This window comes from Enterococcus sp. AZ040 (assembly GCF_050499185.1).
Classification (GTDB): domain Bacteria; phylum Bacillota; class Bacilli; order Lactobacillales; family Enterococcaceae; genus Enterococcus_D; species Enterococcus_D entomosocium.
The window spans coordinates 1,908,416-1,930,263 of record NZ_JBMHEW010000001.1; the positions used below are offsets into that span (position 1 = coordinate 1,908,416).

Annotated in this window: 23 protein-coding genes; 3 read left to right on the forward strand and 20 right to left on the reverse strand. The window is 42.3% G+C overall.

All coding sequences use genetic code 11. The features are described from left to right. Window positions 1-22 precede the first annotated feature (22 nt). The 12 genes from IGK63_RS08845 to fabT all read right to left on the reverse strand — a co-directional run bounded on the left by IGK63_RS08845 (window position 23) and on the right by fabT (window position 9,741). The gene (locus IGK63_RS08845; protein ID WP_005235588.1) at window positions 23-868 is read right to left on the reverse strand and encodes a transporter substrate-binding domain-containing protein; all 846 of its coding nucleotides are present in this window, start codon (window positions 866-868) and stop codon (window positions 23-25) included. Window positions 869-1,058: 190 nt separating this feature from the next. Then, the gene (locus IGK63_RS08850) at window positions 1,059-1,844 is read right to left on the reverse strand and encodes an acetyl-CoA carboxylase carboxyl transferase subunit alpha (RefSeq protein WP_005235587.1); all 786 of its coding nucleotides are present in this window, start codon (window positions 1,842-1,844) and stop codon (window positions 1,059-1,061) included. Next, complete coding sequence (gene accD, locus IGK63_RS08855) at window positions 1,837-2,706, reverse strand: acetyl-CoA carboxylase, carboxyltransferase subunit beta (protein ID WP_005235586.1); 870 nt, start codon at window positions 2,704-2,706, stop codon at window positions 1,837-1,839. Before accD ends, IGK63_RS08850 begins: the two co-directional genes overlap by 8 nt. A gap of 12 nt (window positions 2,707-2,718) precedes the next feature. Next, window positions 2,719-4,083 (reverse strand): acetyl-CoA carboxylase biotin carboxylase subunit, encoded by a 1,365-nt coding sequence (locus tag IGK63_RS08860; protein WP_016612187.1) that lies wholly within the window; start codon window positions 4,081-4,083, stop codon window positions 2,719-2,721. Window positions 4,084-4,090: 7 nt separating this feature from the next. Continuing rightward, window positions 4,091-4,519, reverse strand: a complete 429-nt coding sequence (fabZ, locus tag IGK63_RS08865; protein WP_005225895.1) for a 3-hydroxyacyl-ACP dehydratase FabZ — start codon at window positions 4,517-4,519, stop codon at window positions 4,091-4,093. Between the two features lie 4 nt (window positions 4,520-4,523). After that, window positions 4,524-5,006: an acetyl-CoA carboxylase biotin carboxyl carrier protein gene (gene accB / locus IGK63_RS08870; RefSeq protein WP_016612188.1), complete on the reverse strand. Its 483-nt coding sequence runs from the start codon at window positions 5,004-5,006 to the stop codon at window positions 4,524-4,526. After that, window positions 5,007-6,245 carry a beta-ketoacyl-ACP synthase II gene (fabF, locus tag IGK63_RS08875; RefSeq protein ID WP_016610185.1) on the reverse strand — a complete coding sequence of 413 codons (1,239 nt, stop codon included), beginning with the start codon at window positions 6,243-6,245 and terminating at the stop codon, window positions 5,007-5,009. Window positions 6,246-6,257: 12 nt separating this feature from the next. Further along, entirely contained in the window at window positions 6,258-6,995 is a 738-nt protein-coding gene (gene fabG, locus IGK63_RS08880; RefSeq protein WP_016612189.1) for a 3-oxoacyl-[acyl-carrier-protein] reductase, read from the reverse strand. A gap of 9 nt (window positions 6,996-7,004) precedes the next feature. Beyond that, a complete protein-coding gene (gene fabD, locus IGK63_RS08885; RefSeq protein ID WP_034872550.1) occupies window positions 7,005-7,928 on the reverse strand; it encodes an ACP S-malonyltransferase in 924 nt (307 codons plus the stop codon). Between the two features lie 123 nt (window positions 7,929-8,051). After that, window positions 8,052-8,276, reverse strand: a complete 225-nt coding sequence (locus IGK63_RS08890; RefSeq protein WP_005225890.1) for an acyl carrier protein — start codon at window positions 8,274-8,276, stop codon at window positions 8,052-8,054. A 52-nt stretch (window positions 8,277-8,328) separates the two neighbouring features. Continuing rightward, window positions 8,329-9,291, reverse strand: coding sequence for a beta-ketoacyl-ACP synthase III (locus IGK63_RS08895; RefSeq protein WP_005225889.1), 963 nt, complete (start codon window positions 9,289-9,291; stop codon window positions 8,329-8,331). Window positions 9,292-9,300: 9 nt separating this feature from the next. Further along, window positions 9,301-9,741, reverse strand: a complete 441-nt coding sequence (gene fabT / locus IGK63_RS08900; protein WP_008378199.1) for a fatty acid biosynthesis transcriptional regulator FabT — start codon at window positions 9,739-9,741, stop codon at window positions 9,301-9,303. Window positions 9,742-10,061: 320 nt separating this feature from the next. On the opposite strand from fabT, the gene IGK63_RS08905 reads away from it, so the two are divergent. Beyond that, window positions 10,062-11,003 (forward strand): GIY-YIG nuclease family protein, encoded by a 942-nt coding sequence (locus IGK63_RS08905; RefSeq protein WP_016612191.1) that lies wholly within the window; start codon window positions 10,062-10,064, stop codon window positions 11,001-11,003. A 68-nt stretch (window positions 11,004-11,071) separates the two neighbouring features. Here IGK63_RS08905 and IGK63_RS08910 read toward each other — a convergent pair whose 3' ends face one another. The 7 genes from IGK63_RS08910 to IGK63_RS08940 all read right to left on the reverse strand — a co-directional run bounded on the left by IGK63_RS08910 (window position 11,072) and on the right by IGK63_RS08940 (window position 17,221). Beyond that, window positions 11,072-11,302: a YkuJ family protein gene (locus IGK63_RS08910; RefSeq protein ID WP_005225886.1), complete on the reverse strand. Its 231-nt coding sequence runs from the start codon at window positions 11,300-11,302 to the stop codon at window positions 11,072-11,074. A gap of 83 nt (window positions 11,303-11,385) precedes the next feature. Continuing rightward, window positions 11,386-12,261, reverse strand: coding sequence for an NAD(P)-dependent oxidoreductase (locus tag IGK63_RS08915; protein ID WP_016612192.1), 876 nt, complete (start codon window positions 12,259-12,261; stop codon window positions 11,386-11,388). A gap of 74 nt (window positions 12,262-12,335) precedes the next feature. Continuing rightward, entirely contained in the window at window positions 12,336-13,568 is a 1,233-nt protein-coding gene (locus IGK63_RS08920) for a glycosyltransferase family 4 protein (protein ID WP_016612193.1), read from the reverse strand. 31 nt (window positions 13,569-13,599) lie between these two features. Further along, the gene (locus tag IGK63_RS08925) at window positions 13,600-14,610 is read right to left on the reverse strand and encodes a glycosyltransferase (protein ID WP_016612194.1); all 1,011 of its coding nucleotides are present in this window, start codon (window positions 14,608-14,610) and stop codon (window positions 13,600-13,602) included. A gap of 265 nt (window positions 14,611-14,875) precedes the next feature. Beyond that, entirely contained in the window at window positions 14,876-16,603 is a 1,728-nt protein-coding gene (gene ptsP, locus IGK63_RS08930) for a phosphoenolpyruvate--protein phosphotransferase (protein ID WP_016612195.1), read from the reverse strand. Continuing rightward, window positions 16,603-16,869, reverse strand: a complete 267-nt coding sequence (locus IGK63_RS08935) for a phosphocarrier protein HPr (RefSeq protein ID WP_003126335.1) — start codon at window positions 16,867-16,869, stop codon at window positions 16,603-16,605. The genes ptsP and IGK63_RS08935 overlap by 1 nt, the downstream gene beginning before the upstream one ends. 160 nt (window positions 16,870-17,029) lie before the next feature. Further along, on the reverse strand, window positions 17,030-17,221 hold the full coding sequence (locus tag IGK63_RS08940; protein WP_005235564.1) for a hypothetical protein: 192 nt from the start codon (window positions 17,219-17,221) through the stop codon (window positions 17,030-17,032). 271 nt (window positions 17,222-17,492) lie between these two features. Between IGK63_RS08940 and IGK63_RS08945 the strand changes: the two genes are divergently transcribed. Further along, window positions 17,493-19,754: an AAA family ATPase gene (locus IGK63_RS08945; protein WP_429972480.1), complete on the forward strand. Its 2,262-nt coding sequence runs from the start codon at window positions 17,493-17,495 to the stop codon at window positions 19,752-19,754. A 151-nt stretch (window positions 19,755-19,905) separates the two neighbouring features. Beyond that, complete coding sequence (locus IGK63_RS08950; RefSeq protein WP_008378223.1) at window positions 19,906-20,217, forward strand: DUF1827 family protein; 312 nt, start codon at window positions 19,906-19,908, stop codon at window positions 20,215-20,217. 161 nt (window positions 20,218-20,378) lie between these two features. Here IGK63_RS08950 and IGK63_RS08955 read toward each other — a convergent pair whose 3' ends face one another. Beyond that, the gene (locus IGK63_RS08955; RefSeq protein WP_223347168.1) at window positions 20,379-21,698 is read right to left on the reverse strand and encodes a helix-turn-helix domain-containing protein; all 1,320 of its coding nucleotides are present in this window, start codon (window positions 21,696-21,698) and stop codon (window positions 20,379-20,381) included. Window positions 21,699-21,848: the final 150 nt, after the last annotated feature.

The window sequence follows — 21,848 nt, forward strand, 5'->3', positions numbered from 1 at the left end:
AATTGTGTCTACTCCGTTCTATCTATTGCGCCGCATTTTCGTTGGCTAGATCTGTGTTCTTTTGTACATACTCATCGATTGTACCATCTTCAATCAATTCTTTCAAAATACTGTTTAGCTCTTCTTGTAGTTCGGTACTCCCTTTAGGTAAAGCAATTGCATAAGAATCGCCTTCAGACGCTTCTAATGCTACATCAGTGATCACGAGGTCATCATTTTGTGCAACATACGATTCAGCCACCGCACTTTCAAGCACCAAACCATCGATCGATCCTTGTTTCAATTCATTGACTAGATTCGGAACTTTGGCGATGGAAACCAATTGCGAATCCGCTAATTGGTCTTGAACGATCATTTCTTGGATCGAGCCTTTTTGAGCGCCCACCTTTTTGCCAGACAAGCTTTCGATTGAATCAAATGCCGACTCATTGTTTTTATTAACAACTACTTTTTGTTCTGGTGTAAAATAGTTATCGGTGAAATCAAAAGTCTGTTTACGTTCGTCAGTTGCTGAGATGCCTGAAACAGCGATATCGGCTTTTCCTTGTTGCAAAGCAGTCAAGACAGCATTGAAATCAAGGTCCAAAATATTCACTTCGACACCAAGACGATCAGCGATCTCATTGACCATATCGATATCTGCGCCCACGATCGTATCTTTGCCATCAATCAAGGCATGAAATTCAAAGGGGGCAAAGTCAGCAGAAGTTGCCACATTCAACACACCGGCTGCTTTGATGGCTTCCAATTGGTTATCCGCCGAACCGCTGGCACTAGAACTGCCAGTACTCGATGAGCCGCCATTTCCACAAGCTCCTAAAACCAAAATCCCCGTCAATACAACAAGTGCTCCAAATAATTTTTTCATTAAAAACGCTCCTCTTCAAAACAAATATTTATGCAATATAATCTTCTTATATTCAGAATATATACATAATAGCACAGAATAATTAAATTTTAAACTAAAAACTTCGTCATTTGCACGATTTATTCAATAACACTTTTAATAAAAAAATACTAGGATACCCTCTCTCTAATCAGAGTGGATATCCTAGTTGTTAAAATCGGCGAAAACGCTGATACCTTGCCTCAAGCAATTCTTCTGTTTGCAACGTAGAAAGTTCAGCGAGTTTCGTTGAAATTGCCGCTTTCATCTGTTCCATCAATTGCTCTTTCGGTAAAAAGGCCTCTTCATGGGTTTCAGCAATCACTTTTTCAATAACGCCTAATTCAAATAGTTCTTGGGCAGTGATCTTCATTAAACCAGCAGCTTCTTTGGCCCGGCTACCATCTTTCCATAGGATCGAAGCAAAGCCTTCGGGAGATAAAATGGCATAGATCGAGTGTTCCATCATCCACACTTCATCCCCTAAAGCCAGTGCTAAAGCACCGCCGCTGCCGCCTTCACCAATGATGATTGCCAAGATCGGCACCGTTAAATCGGACATTTCCATCAAGTTACGGGCAATCGCTTCACCTTCTCCCCGTTCTTCCGCGCCAATACCACAAAACGCCCCTGCTGTATTGATCAATGTGACCACAGGTCGCTGAAATTTTTCTGCTTGCTTCATTAAGCGTAACGCTTTTCGATAGCCTTCAGGATGTGGTGAGCCAAAGTTTCTGCGTAAATTTTCAGGTAGATTACGGCCTTTTTGAATACCGATCACGGTCACTGGCTTGCCATCTAAACAAGCTATCCCGCCAACAACGGCTTCATCTTCGCCAAACAGACGGTCTCCATGAAACTCTTCAAACTCAGAAAAAATGCCTTCAAAGTAATCCAGTGCCGTCAAGCGGTCTTTGCTGCGAGCGAGTTCAACGATTTCGTGGGCTGCTCTAGTCATTGCGATTCCATCCTTTCCGCGTATGCAAAGAAATCAAATGGTAGATTTTCTCCCGCAAGTTCGTCCGTGGAACGATTTGATCGACAAAGCCATGATCTAACAGGAACTCTGCCTTTTGAAAATCTTCAGGTAGTTCCTGACGAATGGTTTGTTCAATCACACGTCGTCCAGCAAAACCGATCAATGCTTGCGGTTCTGCCAGGATGATATCCCCTTCCATCGCAAAACTAGCGGTAACGCCACCGGTGGTCGGGTCCGTTAAAACCGTTAGATAAAACAAGCCAGCTTTACTGTGGCGTTTTACTGCCGCGGAGATCTTCGCCATTTGCATCAGTGACAAAATCCCTTCTTGCATCCGAGCCCCACCCGAAGCGGTAAAAAGAACAACTGGTAGCTGTTTTTCGATCGCACGTTCAAACAAACGGGTGATTTTCTCCCCCACGACCGTTCCCATACTGCCCATGATGAAATTCGCATCCATGACACCGATTGCTAACGGCAATCCTCGAACTTTGGCTTCTCCCGTTAGAACAGCCTCATGCAAACCAGTTTTTTCTTGCATTTGTGCGACTTTATCCAGGTACCCTGGGAAATCAAGGGGATCTTTTGTGGTAACATCTGTGTCCCATTCTTCAAAACTTTTTTCATCAATCGTGATAGCGATCCGTTCCCAGGCGCTGATCCGGAAATTATACCCGCAGTGGGGACAGACTTTTTCTGCCCCCATCTCCTTCGTATAAAGCGTTCGTTTGCAACTAGGACATTTCGCCCAAAGATTATCTGGGACGACTGGTTCGTTCGTTGGCAGCTGACCTCGATTAGGATTGATGCGAATGTAGTTTTTTTTCTTAAATAAAGCCACTCAACTTCCCTCCTATTGTTCAGGTGTCCAATTTGGCAAAAATTCCTCTTGTAAAAAGGCGGTTGTATAGTCTCCCGCAATCACTTTCGGGTGACTGATCAAGTCCATTTGGAATTCTGCATTCGTAATGACACCATCGGTCACTAATTCAGCTAACGCCCGCTGCATTTTCATCAATGCTTCAAAACGGTTCTCGCCGTGAACGATCACTTTAGCGATCATGGAATCATAATAAGGCGGGATCGTATAGCCGGAATACATGGCACTGTCTACCCGTACACCCAAGCCTCCACCAGGCAGAAATAAATTGTTGATCTTTCCTGGTGACGGTCCAAAATTGAAGGCTGGATTTTCTGCATTGATCCGACATTCGATTGCCGCACCTGTCATCTTGATGTCTGCTTGTGTCAAGCCTAGCGGTTCACCACTAGCAACTTCGAGTTGTTTTTTGACTAGATCAATGTTCGTCACCATTTCAGTGATGGGGTGTTCCACTTGGATTCGAGTGTTCATTTCCATGAAATAAAACGCCCCATTGTCTGCCATTAAAAACTCGATCGTGCCGGCATTGCGATACCCTACCGCTTGTGCGGCACGTACCGCTGCTTCTCCTAGCTCTGCTCGTTTGCTTTCAGAAATCACCACAGAAGGAGATTCTTCCAACACTTTTTGGTTGTTGCGTTGCAGCGAGCAATCGCGTTCACCAAGGTGGATAATATTACCAAAAGAATCACCTAACACTTGCACTTCTATGTGTCGAGCAGGATAAATGATTTTTTCAATGTACATTTCATCGTTGCCAAATGCCGCTTTCGCCTCTTGCTGTGCCGAAACAAAATGATGTGGCAACGCTTCTTTATCGGCGACTTTCCGTATCCCTTTACCGCCACCGCCGGCTGCTGCTTTGAGCATGACCGGGTAACCAATCTCTTCAGCGATCGTTAAAGCTTCTTCCACATCAGAAATCGCGCCTTTGCTTCCGGGAATGACCGGTACTTCTGCTTCGATCATCAAGCGTCTTGCATTGATTTTGTTTCCCATTGCATCGATAGTCTCACTCTTTGGCCCAATAAAGACGATATTGCATTCCTCGCACATCGCAGCAAAGCGGCTATTCTCTGAAAGAAAGCCAAAGCCGGGATGGATCGCCTCAGCCTTTGTGACGATTGCAGCGCTTAGGATCTGCTGTACATTCAAATAAGAGTCAGCTGCTTTGGCAGGTCCGATACAAATCGCTTCATCGGCAAGCTCTGTGTGCAACGCTTCTTTATCTGCTTCTGAATAAACGGCGACCGTTTGAATACCTAATTCGCGACAAGCGCGAATGATACGTACGGCGATTTCGCCACGGTTTGCGATCAATACTTTAGAAAACATGTCTCACCTATCCAATCATGAAAGTCAATTCTGCTTCCGCCACTTTTTTTCCATCAACATAGGCAATTCCTTTGCCGATGCCGGCTGCAGATTTTACTTTGATTATTTCTACTTCTAAGATCAAGGTATCGCCTGGTGTTACTTTTTTTCTGAATTTTGCTTTGTCTAAACCGCCAAAGTAGGCAGTTTTCCCACGAAAGTCTTCCAATGACAATAATGCCACAGCACCTGCTTGCGCCATTGCTTCCACGATCAATACTCCAGGCATCACTGGTTCATGGGGAAAATGACCTTGGAAAAACGGCTCATTAATGGTAACGTTTTTCTTCGCAACGACCCGTTTGCCTTCTTCTAACTCCTCAACGCGATCCACTAAAAGCATCGGATAACGATGAGGGATGATTTCTTTGATTTCTTGAATCGTTAATGCGCTCATTGCTTTACCCTTCTTTCACACGGAATAATGGTTGATTGAATTCAACGATTTGTTCGCTTTCAACCAAGACTTCAACCAATTCGCCATCGACGTCGCTGACGATTTCATTCATGACTTTCATCGCTTCAACGATACAAAGAATATCGCCTTTTTTCACGTGATCGCCGATTTGCTTAAAGTTATCTTTGTCAGGACTTGGTTTCAAATAAACGACACCCACTAATGGCGAGACAACTTCTTTGCCCTCTAAGACAGGTTTTGCCGCTTCTACTGTGTCAGGTGTCGCTGAGACAGCAGGCGTTGGTACAACAGGAGTTGGCGCAGCATTCGCTGCAGGAGCAGGCGCAGGTGTAGATTGTGCATTTTGTAGCCCACTTGTCGTATTTTTATTAAAATAAAGTTCAAACGTCTCTTTTTTTAATTGAAGCTCAGTTAACGTCGATTGATCGAATTGGCTGAGCAGCTCTTTTATCTCATGTGTTTCCAATTACGCTTCCTCCCAACGTTTCAGCAAGATCACTGCATTATGACCGCCAAACCCAAGTGAATTACTCATGGCATAGGTCAATTCTGCTGGTTGGCTTTGATTGATAACAACGTTCAAGTCGATCTCAGGATCTTGTTCTGTCACGTTGATGGTTGGTGGAATAAATTGATGTTGTAATGCTAATAGTGAAGCAATGGCTTCGATTCCACCAGCCGCCCCAAGCAAATGACCAGTCATTGACTTTGTACTGCTGACATATGGTTTTTTATAGTCTTCGCCCAATCCGTATTGGATCGATGTCGCTTCTGCACTGTCATTGGCGGGCGTGCTTGTACCGTGGGCATTGATGTAACCAACTTCAGCTGGGGTAATCGCCGCTTCTTGCATCGCTAATTTCATTGCTTTTCCAGCACCTGATCCATCAGGGTTTGGCGCAGTCATATGGTAGGCATCACAGTTCGCACCGTACCCTACGACTTCACCTAAAATCGTTGCCCCACGTTTTTGTGCATGCGCCAATGATTCTAAAATGAAGACGCCAGCGCCTTCACCCATGACAAATCCACTACGATTTTTATCAAACGGAACGGAAGCTTTGTCAGGGTCTGATTCAGTGGTTAACGCCGTCAGAGAAGCAAAACCAGCAATACCGATTTCACAGATCGTCGCTTCTGAACCACCAGCGATCATGACATCTGCATAGCCATGCTTGATGTTTCGGAAAGCTTCACCGATTGAATGGGTACCAGAAGCACAGGCGGAAACAGTCGTCGTACAAATGCCTTTCGCACCTACCCGTAACGCAATGTTGCCGGCAACCATATTTACGATCGACATCGGTACGAACATTGGTGATACCCGATTTGCTCCTTTGTCATGCATTCGAATCACTTGGTCTTGAATCGTTGGCAAGCCGCCGATCCCCGAACCAACCATCACGCCAAAACGATCCACATCAATGGTTTCTGTATCTAACTTCGCCATTTCCATCGCTTCTAAGGCCGCATAAATTCCATAAATGGAAAAAAGATCCATCCGCTTCGTATCTTTTTTAACGAAGTACTTTTCTAACGGAAAATCTTTGACTTCAGCAGCAACTGAGATCCCTGTTGCTTCTGCGTCAAATTTTGTAATCGGGCCGATGCCGTTGGTCCCGTTTTGTAAACTTGCTAAAAAAGTTTCTGGGTCATTTCCGATTGGAGAAGTGACGCCGTATCCTGTAACTACTACTCGATTCATCTTTTCTTCCTCCTACCCTTGCATTGCCATCCCGCCGTCTACACTGATCACCTGACCAGTGATGTAGGGGCTTTTTGCTAAAAAGACTGCTGTTTGCGCAACATCCTGTGTGGAACCAAAACGCTGTAATGGAATAGTTGCCAATGATTGTTCTTTGACTTTATCCGACAGCACTTCAGTCATCTCTGTTTCGATAAATCCTGGGGCGATCGCATTGCAGGTGATCCCCCGAGCGGCACCTTCACGAGCGGCAGATTTCGTAAAACCGATCACGCCAGCTTTACTTGCCGCATAGTTGGCTTGCCCGATATTTCCCGTCAAGCCGACCACACTCGTCAAATTGATGATGCGGCCTTCTCGCAACTTCATCATTTTTTTCAACGCGTGCTGCGTCATATTGAAGGTACCAGTCAAATTGATTTTGATCACTGAATCAAAATCTTCGGGTTTCATTCTCAACAATAATTTGTCATTCGTGATTCCGGCATTATTGACCAAAATGTGGATCGGTCCGACTGCCGCTTCTGCTTCCAAAAGCATGGCTGCCGCTTGATCAAAATCAGAAATGTCCCCATTGATCGCTACACATTTCACGCCGTAGCTGGTGATGCGATCGATCAGTGACTGGGGAATTTCTTTTCGTCCATTTAAAACGATATTCGCTCCTTCTTTGGCAAAGGCTTCCGCGATGGTAAAACCGATCCCTCGCGAGCTACCAGTTACAAAGACGTTTCTATTTTGCAGATCCATAAATTCCTCCTAGTTGAATCGGGCTAGTGTATCTGCCAACGTTTGGCTATCTTCTACACGCGCAGTCTGGATTTCTTTGTCTATTTTCTTCATAAAACCGCTCAATACTTTTCCTGGTCCGATCTCGATGACTTGTTGGATGCCAAGCTGCTTCAGTGTCGCAATGCTTTCGTAAAAACGCACTGGCGATTTCACTTGCAGCGTCAACAGTTCCTTGATTTGGTCTTGCTGCATTGGCTGCGCGGTCGTATTGCTGATGACAGGTACTTGCAACTCATCAAAGGTGATTTGAGCTAATTCCTGTGCTAATTGCTGCGATGCGGGTTCCAACAAAGCGGTATGGAAAGGACCGCTGACATTTAAAGGAATCACCCGTTTGGTTCCAGCAGCTTGTAACAATTCCACCGCTTTATCCACTGCCGGCGCTTCACCGCCAATGACGATCTGCTGCGGCGTATTGTAATTCGCTGGTGTCACGATCCCCACTTGACTTGCTTCTTTACAGATTTCTTCAATCGTTTCAGCGGGTGTGTTCATCACAGCAACCATTTTCCCAACACCTGCTGGCGCCGCACTTGCCATATACCGACCGCGCTTTTGTACCAATGCGACTGCTGTCTGGAAATCAAGCGCACCACTAGCGACTAAGGCTGTATATTCGCCTAAACTCAAGCCAGCAACAGCATCTGCTTTGATTCCTTGCGCATCCAAAAGACGCCAAAAAGCCGTACTTACCGTTAAGATGGCAGGCTGCGTATATTCCGTCTGGTTTAAACGTTCGTTTTCAGTAAAGCATAGCTCCGCCATATCATATCCTAGAATGGTGCTGGCTTGTTCAAACGTCTCACGAACGATGGCTTCTTGGTGATAGAGCTCTTCTCCCATTTTGGGGTACTGTGCGCCTTGACCGCTAAATAAAAAGGCTGTCTTCATCTTGTACTCCTTCATTACTTTGATCGTTGTCGTTGGAGAACATGGCTTCTTGCAGTTCGTCTATGAATCAGCAAAAACACGTTCTTAAAAAGGAAAGGCTAGGCTGTCTGCCTAGCCTTTGTTTTATGCTTGTTGTTTTTCTACATATTTAACTAGATCTTCAACGGTTGTGATACCATCTTCTGTTTCGATCTTCACATCGAATTCATCTTCGATCTCGTTAATGATTTGGAAAAGATCCAAGCTGTCTGCTTCTAAATCTTCTTGGATGTTTGTGTTCAATTTGATTTCTTCTTTTTCTTTTCCTAATTCTTCTGCTACGATTTCTTGAATTTTTTCGAATACCATGTGTATATTCCTCCAATGTGTTTTTCAATAGTAATTTTGTTTCGTGAACAAGTTATAAGGTGGCTAACATAGTTCCCCATGTTAATCCGCCGCCAAAACCTGAGAACACCACTTTTTGACCACTGCCAAGTGACAGTGTACCTCGTTTGATTTCTTCATCTAGCAATAACGGAATCGAGGCTGCCGAAGTATTGCCATAATCTTGCATATTTTGCAAAAATTTCTCACGGGGCTGCTTCAGCTTGCGAGCAACTTTGTCTAAAATACGTGAATTTGCTTGGTGAAGCAAAAAATAATCGATTGCTTCATCTTGTGTCAGATCATTGATCGAGGCGACCACATCACGCGTCGCAAAATCAAAGATTTCTCGTCCAATCATTTGCATACAAGCACTATACGCCGGAGCGTTTTGTGAAAAAGGATTCTCATTCGTGCGAAAACCAGATGTTAAGGACATGCCTCGCGTCCCATCTGCTTTTAAAGACTCTTTGAGCAAATGCTGCTCTGAAGATGCTTCCAACAATAGACCGCCGGCACCATCTCCGAATAAAACAGCCGTCGAACGGTCGTTCCAATCCAAGACTTTTGAAAGTACTTCTCCACCGATGACCAATCCTTTTTTAGCGCCCGTTCGAATCAGTTTTTCAGCCATAGACAATGCATACACGAAACCAGCACATGCTGCACTGATATCAAAAGCAAAGGCATTGACTGCCCCAATCGCCCCTTGGACTTGGCAAGCAACCGCCGGTGTATTAAAATCCGGTGTGATCGTCGCTACCAAGATAAAATCTAGACTTTCTGCTGAAAGCTGAGCATCTTGTAAGAGCGTTTGAGCGACGCGAATACAAAGGTCTGAAGTGTTTTCGCCGACAGCGACTCTTCTTCGTTTGATTCCCGTGCGAGAATGGATCCATTCATCTGAAGTATCCATCAAATTTGATAGATCATCATTTGTTACGATTTTTTCTGGAACATAACTTGCAGTCGCGGTAATTTTTCCAAACATATTCATCCATTATTCTCACTTATAATCTTGTAAAAAGTCATGCAGATTTTTCAGTGCTTTCAACAGTGCCTGTTCCTCTTCAGGAGACATCTGACTCAAGACACCCTTCACCATCTCACGATGAAAATGCTGATGAACACGATAAAGGAGTTTTCCTTTTTTCGTCAAACCTAGTTTGACGACTCGCCGATCATCTTCACTGCGAATCCGTTCTACATATTCTTTTTTCACCAAACGATTGATCGCGATGGTCAAAGTCCCAACAGTGATCGAAAGCTCTTTGGCAACTTCAGTCGTGGTCTTTTTTTTGTACATCCCGATGGCTTCGATGGTATGCATTTCGGTAATTGAAAGGTCTTTGAATTGAGATTTTTTCAATTCAGATTCTTCAATCACTAAGATGTCATTAAAGACGCTGACTAAGTAGTCATTAACTGTTTCTAAATTGGGTTCCATAACCTTCACCATCCGAATACTTTGATAATCAAATCATTTGATAGTCAAACTATATCGGAAGTTATTGAGAAATGCAAGAATTTTTTCGAACTTTTTTTATTTTTAAGCACATTTTTATTTGAGAACTGATTTTCTAAGATTCTAAAAGCTGCGAGTTGACAAAATAATCCGTTTCCGCTATAGAGAAATTTCCTTTGAATGTCAAAGTTTATCATTGCGTTGTCTCCTCTCTATTCCTATTTTTTTCTTGTCAACGGCCAGCAAACGTTGCTCTCTCCGCTCTCATCTGCTACTCTTTGAAGGAAGGAGAGGAAAGATCGATGAATCCGAACAAAGAGTTTCTAAAAAACAAAGCAAATGCACTGCCTGAAAAGCCTGGCGTTTATCTAATGAAAGATCAACACAACGAAGTCTTGTATGTGGGAAAAGCCAAATCATTGAAGCAGCGTGTCGTTTCCTACTTCCGAAAAAACCAGCAGCATGCCAATAAGGTGCTTCGACTTGTTTATAATGTCGTTGATTTTGAAACGATCGAAACAGATACCGAATTGGATGCACTATTACTTGAATGTCGTTTGATCCAAGCTTTTCATCCTATCTACAACCGACAAATGAACCATTCAGCGAACTATTGCTTTGTTGATTTGACGAATCATAGCTTCACGATCACTCAAACACCACAAATTGGCAGTTATGGCCCCTTTCGGCAAACAAAAAAATTGCCTGTGTTGTTTCAATTATTGTCAGAAACGTTTCAATTGCCGACTGTCAACGAACTGACGCTATTGACCTTACGTAAACAACTCCCTCAAATGGAGGCGTATCCCTTGGAAGAGAAGTGGCGAGAGATCGGCTGTTTTTTTGCAGGAAAGAAGACAGACTGTTTTTCACTCCTTAAAAAACGCTTGGCATACCTGATTGATCACTTATTGTTTGAACAAGCTAGTGTACTGCAGCGAGAGATCCATTTAGCAGAAAGCTTTTACCAAGAAATCGTGAGGGTCAATCAGTTCATTCAAGAACCGGAAGTGATTTTTTCGATTCCCCTTGACTTAGAGGAGCCAGTATCACAGACGACTCAACTCAAATACTATCAAGTCAGCTTTGGTAAGTTGATCCAAACAAACATTCTTTCTCCCGAAGAAACATTCCAGCCACTTCCGCCATCAAGCGCTGCGCTACCTTTAGCCCCGGAAGATCTCGATCCATTAGGGATCATCCTTAATCACCTGTACCGCCAAGAAAAAGCAGCAGATAAATAAAAAACAGCAAGCCCAAGTAGGCTTGCTGTATAGAAATGAGAAAGCGACGACGAACGTCCCACTCATTCTTATTGGATCAAATCATAGATTTCCATGGCTACAATATCAACATTATCAAATTGATAAGATTGACTTGATTCTGCTTCCGTTAATTCAAACGTTTCTGTCGAATTGTCATAAGTAACGGTACATTTTTCGACGCCTTCTTTTTCAAAACGACGTACTTGAACTTCATTGTCTTGCGCTTCGACCATCGCTTCTAAACGTTTGATGATAGCGACTAATTGCGAACTTTTCATTCGTAAGCCTCCTTTTTCTGTCCGTTATATTGTATCAAAACATCCTCTATCTTGCATTGATTTTTCGTATTTTTTTTGTCATTTTAAGATTTTTTTCCATCTTGCCACCAAAGTTTAATCAGCGCCTGCGTTCCGTCATTTTCATAGCCTTTTTCAGCCAACTGATCATACAATTTTTTAGCTAAAGTGGTGCTCGGCAAATCCAATCCCATCTTCTTAGCCTCATCCAAAGCGATCCCCAAATCTTTGATGAAATGTTTGACAAAAAAGCCTGGTGAATAATCCTCTTTTAGGATACGGGGACTGTAATTCGTCATGGACCAATTGGCTGCCCCACCGCCAGAAAGCGTGTCAATCACTCGTGGTAAATCAAGACCGGCTTGGTGCGCATAGACCAGCATTTCTGTCATCCCCGTCATGGTTCCGGCAATCATGATCTGATTGGCCATTTTCGTATGCTGACCCTTTCCTGCCCCTCCTTGAAGTTGAAACGTCTTTCCTAATACTTTAAAAAGTGGTTTTACTTGTTGGTAAGCTTCTTCATCGCCACCAACCATAATCGTTAGCGTGGCATTTTTGGCACCAAGGTCACCACCAGAAACTGGCGCATCGATACTCGCAGCACCTTTTTCCTTCGCTGTCTGATAGATTCGTTCTGCCAAATCAGGTGTACTGGTGGTAAAATCCACCAATGTTTTGCCCGTCACAGCCGTTTGAAAAATCCCTTGAGGCCCATAGTAAACTTCTTCAACGTCTGATGGATACCCAACCATTGTAAAGATGATTTCACTTTCTGATGCAACTTCTGTTGGGGTGTCACACCAAATTGCTCCATTCGCAACGAGTTCATCTGTTTTTGCTTTCGTCCGATTGTAAACATTCACTGTATGTCCTGCAGCTAAGAGATGACCAACCATCGCTTGACCCATGACACCAGTACCGATAAATCCTAATTTCATGCAGATCCCTCCAATATAAAAAAGTTCATGTCTTTAGTATACGCTAAAAACATGAACTTGCGAAAATTTTCTGTTTAATCGATCGTTCGGCGAAATGCCTTTAATTTTACTTTGAATTTTTCTAACGTCTGCTCGGTTTCTTTCCCGATGCGTTCGGTTTCATAATAGGCAACCATATCATGGTAGAAAGACAGCATCGACTCACCAAAGCGTAATGCCGAGATCTCGTACATCTTCCTAGAAAGAACTTCGGGATCAGCAGGAATCTTTTGTTCATAATAATCAATAAATGCTTTTGCGAAATCCCGATCACTCTCATAGGTGACGCCTAACGATGGATCATCGATCAAAGTGTTTAAGTAATCATTGCCTTCAACGACTAATGGGGTCCCAGCAGCCATTGCTTCCGTGTATGTCAGTCCTTGTGTTTCTGAAGTGGAGGCACTGACGAAGTAATCGGCAGCGTGGTAATAGATCGCCACTTTATCATTCGCCACTTCGCCGACAAATTGAACATGGTCAGTTAGCGCCATATCCACCACTTTTTCTTCTAATTTTTCTTTATGCGGACCTTTCCCAACGATCACTAATTGCGCATCAGGAATCTTGGTTAGAATTTCCGGCATCCCATCGATGATCGCTTGGATATTCTTTTCATAAGAAATACGACTGAGGGAAAGCAGCATGGGTTGATCCTCAGTGATACCTAATTTCTCCCGCAATTCTTTTTTCATTTCAGATGTAATGTCCGGTCGACGAAACTTCTCGACTTCGATCCCTGTGGGGATAATCCGCATCGGTGAAACCACACCATACCCCCTCAGCGTATCGATGACTCGTTCACTTGGACAAACAACACCTGTCGAGTGGTTGGCAAATAGCCGCGAAAGATATTTCACGTGAGACGGCCGTAAGACCTTCCCATTGGCGATGTAGTGCAAGTAGTCTTCATACATCGTATGGTAGGTATGGATCACAGGAATTTGCAATTTGCGCCCCACCATTTTCCCTAACATCCCAGAGCCAAACTCGGTATGGGTATGGATCAATTCCAACTCTAACTCTTTGGCGATCAAATAGGCATACAACATGCCGCGCACTACGATTCGCCGATCTTTGAAGGACACAAACGGGACACTTGGCATGCGAATGATATCTTCTTCGTCCAGATCAGCATTGGGATCGGTCGTAGTAAAGATATACACTTTATGGCCTTTTTTCTCAAGCTCTTCTTTCAATGTCTTGATCGATGTCGCCACACCACTTACCTGGGGGAAGTAGGTGTCTGTAAAAAATCCGATTTTCAAAACGGTACCTCCAAACTTTACATTAGTTTCTTTATTCCGTATTCATCACTTTTGTATAAACTTCTTTTAGCTCATATCCGATTTCATCAATACTCTTTTGCTTGGCCGTTTCATAACCCGCTTCACTTAACTGTGGCAACGTGCCATCTACGATTCCTTTGATTTTCTCGATAAACCCTTGATTGGTTTTCTCCATGTATGCATTGTGCCCATTGCTTAGCCACCCTTTATATACTGGAATATCCCGAACAAGCACATTTTGGTGGCTGGCTAACGCCTCAAGGACCACGATCCCTTCTGTTTCTTCATAGGAAGGAAAGAAAAACAGATCAGCCGCTGAATATGCCCCTTCGATGATGTCTCCTTTGATATAGCCGGGAAACAGCACATTTTCTGGATGGTCTTCATTGACAAGGTCGCGGATCTGCTTAGGAATCGTCATCATTGGTGTATGACCAAACCAGATAAACGTATATTCAGGCAATTGTCTAGCTATCTCTACAAAATCAAGAATGCCTTTTCGTTCAAAAAACAAACCGACCGATATAATGACTTTTTGATCAGGTAAAAGCTGAAAATACTCACGAAATGCTTTTTCTTTCTCATGATCCGGCTGATATTTGTCAAGATCGATCCCGTTTGAGATCGCTTCGATCGGCACTTGGATACCATACCCTTCCAAAAGTTCTTTCGAATAAGGGGTCGGGGTGATCAATTGATCGGCTCTGGAATAAAGATTGATCAAATATTTTTTATATAATGGCGAAAGCTGATTTGAACCGATAAATGAATTCCGAAAATCCTCTTCTGTAGAATGGGCATGGTAAATCACTTTTTTTCCTTGTCTTTTGGCTTTATTGACCATATGCATACTATTGATTCCATACGTGTTGATGTGAAGAATGTCATAATCCTCATCATTTTTATCAAGAGTAAAAGGAATCCCGACAGATGTCAGCGCTTGTTGCTGATGGGCCAATGCGCGACCGATACCTGATTTAGCTAATAATTTTTCTCCTTCAAAATAAAGAAGTACTTTCAAAGATGATTCCTCCTTGGAAATGCTTATATCTGATATTAGTATACCATAGGCGATCGCAGAGATACTCCTACCATGGTCCTAGATTTTGTTCCCCATTTAACCATGATACGGGAAAAACTCAGGGAATCATAGCTTAATTCCAAGATATGACAAAACTGTTCGTTTTCTGAAAAAAGTAGTAAGTTGTTGCAAGTCAAATCAAACAAAATGTCTTCTTAAAACAAAAAAAGGCAACAAGCAAAAATTGCTTGTTGCCTAGAAATGATTATTTTACATACTGTTCGATTAACTCTACAACTTCTTCCATTGTATCGCAATCTTCTAATGCACGTTTTGCTAATTCTTGCATGTCAGTGGTTGACAAACGTTTCATTAAGCTACGTGTTTTCAGAACAGATGTTGCACTCATTGAGAACTCATCTAAGCCCATACCTACAAGAAGTGGCACAGCAGTTTGATCGCCCGCCATTTCTCCACACATACCAGCCCATTTGCCTTCAGCATGCGCTGAATCGATCACGTTTTTGATCAAGCGTAAGATGGATGGGTTGTATGGTTGGTACAAGTAAGACACGCGTTCATTCATGCGGTCTGCAGCCATTGTGTATTGGATCAAGTCATTGGTACCAATACTGAAGAAGTCAACTTCCTTCGCAAACTTGTCTGCTAAGACAGCTGCTGCTGGAATTTCGATCATGATTCCGACTTGGATCTCGTTAGAAATCTCAACGCCTTCGTCAATCAATTTTTGACGCTCTTCTTCATACATTTTCTTCGCTGTACGGAACTCTTTCAATGTTGCCACCATTGGGAACATAATACGTAAGTTACCATGAGCAGAAGCACGTAACAACGCACGAAGTTGGGTACGGAACATGTCGTCCCCAAGTTCAGACAAGCTGATACGCAATGCACGATAGCCTAAGAAAGGATTCATTTCATGAGGCAATTTTAAGTAAGGAAGTTCTTTATCGCCACCGATATCCATTGTGCGGACAACCACTGGTTTTCCAGCCATTCCTTCTAGAACTGCTTTATACGCTTTATATTGGTCTTCTTCTGTTGGGAAATCAGGAGAATCCATGTACAAGAATTCAGTACGGTATAAACCGACTGCTTCTGCACCATTGTTGTGGACACCTTCTAAATCTTTTGGTGTACCAATGTTCGCAGCTAATTCAAAGTGCTTACCATCAGCCGTAACTGTTTCAGCATCTTTTAATTTTTCCCACTCTGCTTTTTGATCTGCGTAGGCTTTCCCAGCTTCAACAAATTCAGCCGCTTGGTCATCTGTCGGGTTGACGATAACGTCACCGATAATGCCGTTAACAGCTAAGATGTCGCCCGCTTTCACTTTTGCAGTGATCTCCATCGTTCCAACGATTGCTGGGATTTCAAGAGAACGTGCCATGATTGCGGAATGAGAAGTACGTCCACCGATATCTGTTACAAAAGCTTTAACAAAGTTGCGGTCTAATTGTGCGGTATCACTTGGTGTCAAGTCATGCGCAACAACGACTACTTCTTCGTTGATCATTGAAGGATTAGGCAAAGTCACATTCAACAAATGCGCCAAGATACGTTTAGCAACATCTTTGATGTCAGCTGCCCGTTCTTGCATGTAAGCATTGTCATCCATTGCTTCAAACATACCAATATACATGTCAGTAACTTCTTTCAATGCAGCTTCTGCATTGACTTTGTTATCTGTCACGTTTTGTTTGATTTGACCGATCATCTCAGGATCTGAAAGAACCATTAAATGAGCATCAAATACTTGTGCTTCTGCTTCACCTAAAGTTTGCGCTGCTTTGTCGCGGATTTGTTGTAATTCCGCTGTTGACTTCGCTAACGCATCATCTAAGCGTGCTTCCTCTGCTACAGTATCTTCAACTGATACTTTTGAAAAAGATAAATCAGGTTGTACTAACAGGTAGGCTTTCGCAACGGCTACACCATCACTAGCAGCAATTCCTTTTAGCATCTCAACCATTATTCAGACAAACCTTCTTTTTTCATTGTTTCTACGATTGCAGCGATTGCATCTGCTTCGTCAGCACCTTCAGCAGTAATAGTTACATCAGAACCTTGGCCAACACCTAATGACATTACGCCCATGATTGATTTAAGGTTTACTGATTTACCTTTGTACTCTAAGTTGATATCAGAGTTGAATTTGCTTGCTGTTTGAACCAATAATGTAGCTGGACGTGCGTGAATCCCTGTCTCAGCAACTACGTGAAAATCTTTCTTTTCCATATTGATCAATCTCCTTTATGATACGTTTTTTTGTGTGAAGGCAAAATTTCCATGCATGCAATGATACCCGAAAAAAATCGCCCTTTCAACTGTTAAGATTACCATTTTTTTCCTCGATAGACAACCGTTTTCTCTTAAATAAACGATTGAAATAAATGTCCTATTTATTTTCTTGCACATAACGGTAGATGATCTTCCCATTTAACCCCGCTTCTCCGACAAAAGAAGACCGGTCTTCCAACTGGAGCCAGACATCTCTAAACGCCAGAAATTCCGGCTGTTGGACAATCAATTCTTGGATCTCTCCATTGCGTAAACGTACTACTTCTGCAGCAAAATCTCTGTTCTCCAACGTCTATTCTCACCTCTTTCTTTCTATTATATAGGAATTACTTTTTATTTAAAAGACCGCTTCTATAAGTGAAATCGAAGGGAAAATTTTTAAAGGTAAAATTCTTGCAGTCTGACAAAAAGTTAGTATAATAGAATTATGGTCAGTAAAGGTCAATAACACATTACCTTGAAGGTGACCGTTACTTTGCCCACAGCCCCTTTTCTTTTACAAGCAATCAAATGCGCCGTAAAATAGGGTTGTTGGAACAAATATGAAAGGTCGTGAATCTATGCTTTGTCAAAATTGCGGCAAAAATGAAGCTTCAATTCATTTATATGCCAATGTCAATGGTCAAAGAAAACAACTCGATTATTGTCAAAGTTGTTACCAAAAATTAAAAGCACAATCTGGGAATGCTGCAGCTGCAATGGCGCAAGATCCTTTTGGATTTGGCAATCTTGATGATTTATTCCGTCAAATGTCTCGTCAAATGCAGCAAGGAAATACCCCTTATGAACAAACCCCACCGACACAAACTGGCGGTAACGGTTTTGTTGGCGGGCAACCACCACGCAATAACCAAGCGCCTGCGGGTCTGCTGGGAGAATATGGCATCAATATCACTCAAATGGCTCGTGATGGTGAAGTCGATCCAGTGGTCGGTCGTGATTCAGAAATCAAACGCGTGATCGAGATCCTTAATCGCCGAACCAAAAATAATCCTGTATTGATTGGTGAACCTGGGGTTGGGAAAACTGCCGTTGTTGAAGGGTTAGCCCAAAAAATCGTTGATGGTGATGTGCCACAAAAATTGATGGAAAAAGAAGTTATTCGTTTGGACGTTGCGTCGCTTGTTCAAGGCACAGGTATTCGTGGCCAATTTGAAGAACGCATCCAAAAATTGATCGAAGAAATCAAGCAAGCGGAAAATGTGATCTTGTTTATCGATGAAGTCCATGAAATCGTTGGCGCTGGTGTAGCCGGCGACGGAAATATGGATGCTGGAAACATCTTAAAACCAGCTCTTGCCCGTGGAGAACTACAAATGGTCGGAGCAACGACGTTAAATGAATACCGCATTATCGAAAAAGACGCCGCTTTAGAACGGCGTTTGCAACCAGTACGTGTGGATGAACCTTCTGTGGAAGAAACCATTCGTATTTTAAAAGGCCTACAACCGCGTTATGAAGATTACCATCATGTGAAATATACGGATGAAGCGATCGCAGCTGCCGCTACCCTTTCTAACCGTTACATTCAAGATCGATTCTTGCCTGATAAAGCGATCGATCTGCTAGATGAAACAGGTTCGAAGAAAAACTTGACGATCCAAATCGTTGATCCAAAAACGATCGAAAAGAAATTACAAGAAGCGGAAGAACAAAAACAAGCTGCCTCTCGAGAAGAAGATTTTGAAAAAGCTGCTTACTATCGCGATCAAATCAACAAGCTTCAAAAAATGAAAGAACGTCAAATCAGCGAAGAAGAAACGCCTGTCATCACCGAAAAAGACATGGAACAAATTGTTGAAGAACGGACAAATATCCCTGTTGGGGAATTAAAAGAAAAAGAACAAACCCAGTTGAGGAATCTTGCGGATGACTTGAAAGCTAAAGTTATTGGTCAAGACGAAGCAATCGACAAAGTTGCAAAAGCGATCCGCAGAAATCGGGTCGGTTTAGGCAAACAAAACCGTCCGATCGGCTCTTTCCTATTCGTCGGTCCAACCGGTGTCGGGAAAACCGAATTAGCAAAACAATTAGCTTATGAAATGTTTGGTTCTGAAGAATCAATGATTCGTTTCGACATGTCAGAATACATGGAGAAACACAGTGTATCCAAATTGATTGGTTCTCCTCCAGGCTATGTTGGCTATGAAGAAGCAGGTCAATTGACTGAAAAAGTTCGTCGGAATCCTTACAGCTTGATTCTATTAGATGAAGTAGAAAAAGCCCATCCTGATGTATTGCATATGTTCTTGCAAATTCTCGATGATGGTCGCTTGACCGATGCTCAAGGACGTACCGTCAGCTTTAAGGACACCTTGATCATCATGACAAGTAATGCCGGAACCGGCAAAGTTGAAGCTAACGTTGGCTTCGGTGCGGCGCGTGAAGGTATCACTCGTTCCGTTTTGAATCAATTGAATAATTACTTTACACCAGAGTTTCTCAACCGCTTTGACGGCATCATCGAATTTAAAGCTTTAAGCAAGGAAAACTTGTTATCGATCGTGTCTCTCATGCTGCATGAAGTCAATCAAACCCTTAGCCAACAAAAACTGCATATCGACGTTCCACAAGACGTGCAAGAAAAATTGGTGGATCTTGGTTACAGTGCAACGATGGGGGCTCGCCCATTGCGTAGAACCATCCAAGATCAAATCGAAGACGGCATTGCAGAATTTTATCTTGAGCATCCACAAGTACATCAACTAAAAGCACAATTAGAAGATGCAGATAAAATCATTGTGACCTCCGCTGAGTCCCCTGCACCTCTTGAAGAAGCCAATCCGGCTTCTGAAGAAGAAGCATCGGAAACAAACGAGTAACAAGCTGCCAAAACGTGTAACGAAACGTTTCCTTTTCCAGACAACCATGTTTTGCCAAAAAATTGGGTAATTCCGAGTTGTCTGGCTTTTCTTTTGAAAAAAAACGCCCTATAATGTTATTAATAAATACATAGAATGTGAGGTGAGTCTGGTGAAATTAATCAATGTTACGAACAGCCATTCTCGACTAGTATTGAATCAACTTGAAAATACCGACGCGGAACTTGTAAAGGTTTACACAGCCGGAGATACAACCGTGATCTTTACCTCAGCGCCGAACCACAATGAAATTTTGCTGATCAATAAAAAAAGAACTATTCGCCCGACGGAAGTTGAAGAAATCAAAAATTACTTCTTGAAAAAATTACCTGATGGCTCTTATGATCCTGCAACGATCTCTGTGATCCAAATGCCCGAAGTGGTGGAAATCTCCATCAAAAAAACGTTATCCTCATCACGTTAGCTTTGCCTGATCACGGGTTTAAAAAATATCTATAAAAGGTGACTGTCGCAGCCCTCTTTTATAGATATCTTTTTTTGTCTTCTCTCTTCCTTCTTTTGGTTAGTACTTCGACCAACGATACCTGATGTTCAAGTAAAAAAAGAGAGCCATACGCTCTCTTTTCAAGTATATTTATTAGAAATCATCGACTGGATCATCACATTTAGATTGTGCCAATCCTTGGTACTATGAACATTGCCAAAAAATGTGAATTTCTGCGACTCATTATGGATTAGCACGCCATCAGAAACCAATATATCTGAGTCTCCTAAATTCGAACTAAAGTGAATCACATTTTCATTGTAAATTTTCAACAGTTTGTTTTTAATGACCGGAATATATTCTGGATGGTTCAAAAGAGAAATACCAATGCGAATCGGTTCCTCTTCCTGGATAGGTAAATAGGACGCTGTGATCTGAGCGATTTTCCTTAAGAAGAGGGCTTCTTTTTCTATTACAAACGAATGGCGCTGCAAGGCAGCTGCAATCAGCTCTTCCACCTCTAATACTCGTTCGTTCGTAGAGGACAAATCTTCAGTAGACACAAAACTATCCAAAAAGAGATGAAGACAGCCCCATGTATTCATCACTAATTCATAGGTAATGAATTCTTCGATCTCTTTAGAAAGATTATACTTTTGCGACAAGACAGCTACAACATCGGCAGAAAATTCGACCAGCGGATTTCCTAAAAGATTTCTCAGCTTTTGGCCCAAAAGTAGTTTTTCTTGATCCGAGATCGTTTCAGGTATGAAAAGAAAAACCCAGAAATGATAAAAAATCTGTTCTTTCTCAATATCTTGCTGACTTCTGATCGGCAGCAGCTTGATCACTTGCTTTTCCCCATCTAGTTGCTTGATTTGCTCATAAATAGTGATGGAAGCATCGTCTAACTCATTGACAATATAGCCTCTCAACACCGCATTTTCAATGATTGAAAACATAATGTCGTGCTTCACTTTTGTGGTTTTTAACGGCTCATATTCTTTAGCTGCTAATTCAACGCTGGCACGGGTTCGCTGATTGATGTATACATTACAAGCCATGATCTCAACTAAATAATGGTACATCCTCACACACGGCTCTGCCCCTGTCAAATCAATGGAATCTGTATTGTTATTGATAGTAATCGGAACATTTTGGATAACCAGCATTTTCTTAAGATAGCTGATCAATTTATAACAATAAGAAATACTAAAAATCAATTCTTCCGAGATGTCCACCATACGGGTCTTTCTTTTTCTTAACAAATAGGATAATAGACGATAATAAGGAGATTCTAAGAAATATTTTTTCTTTAGATTCACAAAAATATGCAGGCTTTGTTCTTCATTTAATTCTCGTGACAAATAAACAGTTCTCTTTTTCAGCAAAAAAATTGACTCGTCAAAAGTCGTAAACTCTCTCATATCTTCGGCGATTTCATTGATCAATATTTTCACCTGATACAAAGATTTGTTTGTCGTTTCACATATTTTATCTAGAGACAGCTGCTTCTCCAAAATGATATTTCTAACAACAGTTAATTTATCTACCTGTTTTTTGGTTAAATAAAACCTATACAATTTTTCTATATACTCCAAAATTTTTTA

Bases quoted from the DNA above. Each gene is read 5' to 3' on its own strand.
- ptsP (WP_016612195.1), bottom strand. From the start codon at position 16,603: ATGGTTGAGATGCTAAAAGGAATTGCTGCTAGTGATGGTGTAGCCGTT.
- IGK63_RS08945 (WP_429972480.1), top strand. From the start codon at position 17,493: ATGCTTTGTCAAAATTGCGGCAAAAATGAAGCTTCAATTCATTTATAT.
- fabT (WP_008378199.1), bottom strand. From the start codon at position 9,741: ATGGAACCCAATTTAGAAACAGTTAATGACTACTTAGTCAGCGTCTTT.
- fabF (WP_016610185.1), bottom strand. From the start codon at position 6,245: ATGAATCGAGTAGTAGTTACAGGATACGGCGTCACTTCTCCAATCGGA.
- fabZ (WP_005225895.1), bottom strand. From the start codon at position 4,519: ATGAGCGCATTAACGATTCAAGAAATCAAAGAAATCATCCCTCATCGT.
- IGK63_RS08915 (WP_016612192.1), bottom strand. From the start codon at position 12,261: ATGAAATTAGGATTTATCGGTACTGGTGTCATGGGTCAAGCGATGGTT.
- IGK63_RS08935 (WP_003126335.1), bottom strand. From the start codon at position 16,869: ATGGAAAAGAAAGATTTTCACGTAGTTGCTGAGACAGGGATTCACGCA.
- IGK63_RS08845 (WP_005235588.1), bottom strand. From the start codon at position 868: ATGAAAAAATTATTTGGAGCACTTGTTGTATTGACGGGGATTTTGGTT.
- fabG (WP_016612189.1), bottom strand. From the start codon at position 6,995: ATGGATCTGCAAAATAGAAACGTCTTTGTAACTGGTAGCTCGCGAGGG.
- IGK63_RS08910 (WP_005225886.1), bottom strand. From the start codon at position 11,302: ATGAAAAGTTCGCAATTAGTCGCTATCATCAAACGTTTAGAAGCGATG.
- IGK63_RS08895 (WP_005225889.1), bottom strand. From the start codon at position 9,291: ATGAATATGTTTGGAAAAATTACCGCGACTGCAAGTTATGTTCCAGAA.
- IGK63_RS08850 (WP_005235587.1), bottom strand. From the start codon at position 1,844: ATGACTAGAGCAGCCCACGAAATCGTTGAACTCGCTCGCAGCAAAGAC.
- IGK63_RS08905 (WP_016612191.1), top strand. From the start codon at position 10,062: ATGAATCCGAACAAAGAGTTTCTAAAAAACAAAGCAAATGCACTGCCT.
- IGK63_RS08890 (WP_005225890.1), bottom strand. From the start codon at position 8,276: ATGGTATTCGAAAAAATTCAAGAAATCGTAGCAGAAGAATTAGGAAAA.
- IGK63_RS08860 (WP_016612187.1), bottom strand. From the start codon at position 4,083: ATGTTTTCTAAAGTATTGATCGCAAACCGTGGCGAAATCGCCGTACGT.
- fabD (WP_034872550.1), bottom strand. From the start codon at position 7,928: ATGAAGACAGCCTTTTTATTTAGCGGTCAAGGCGCACAGTACCCCAAA.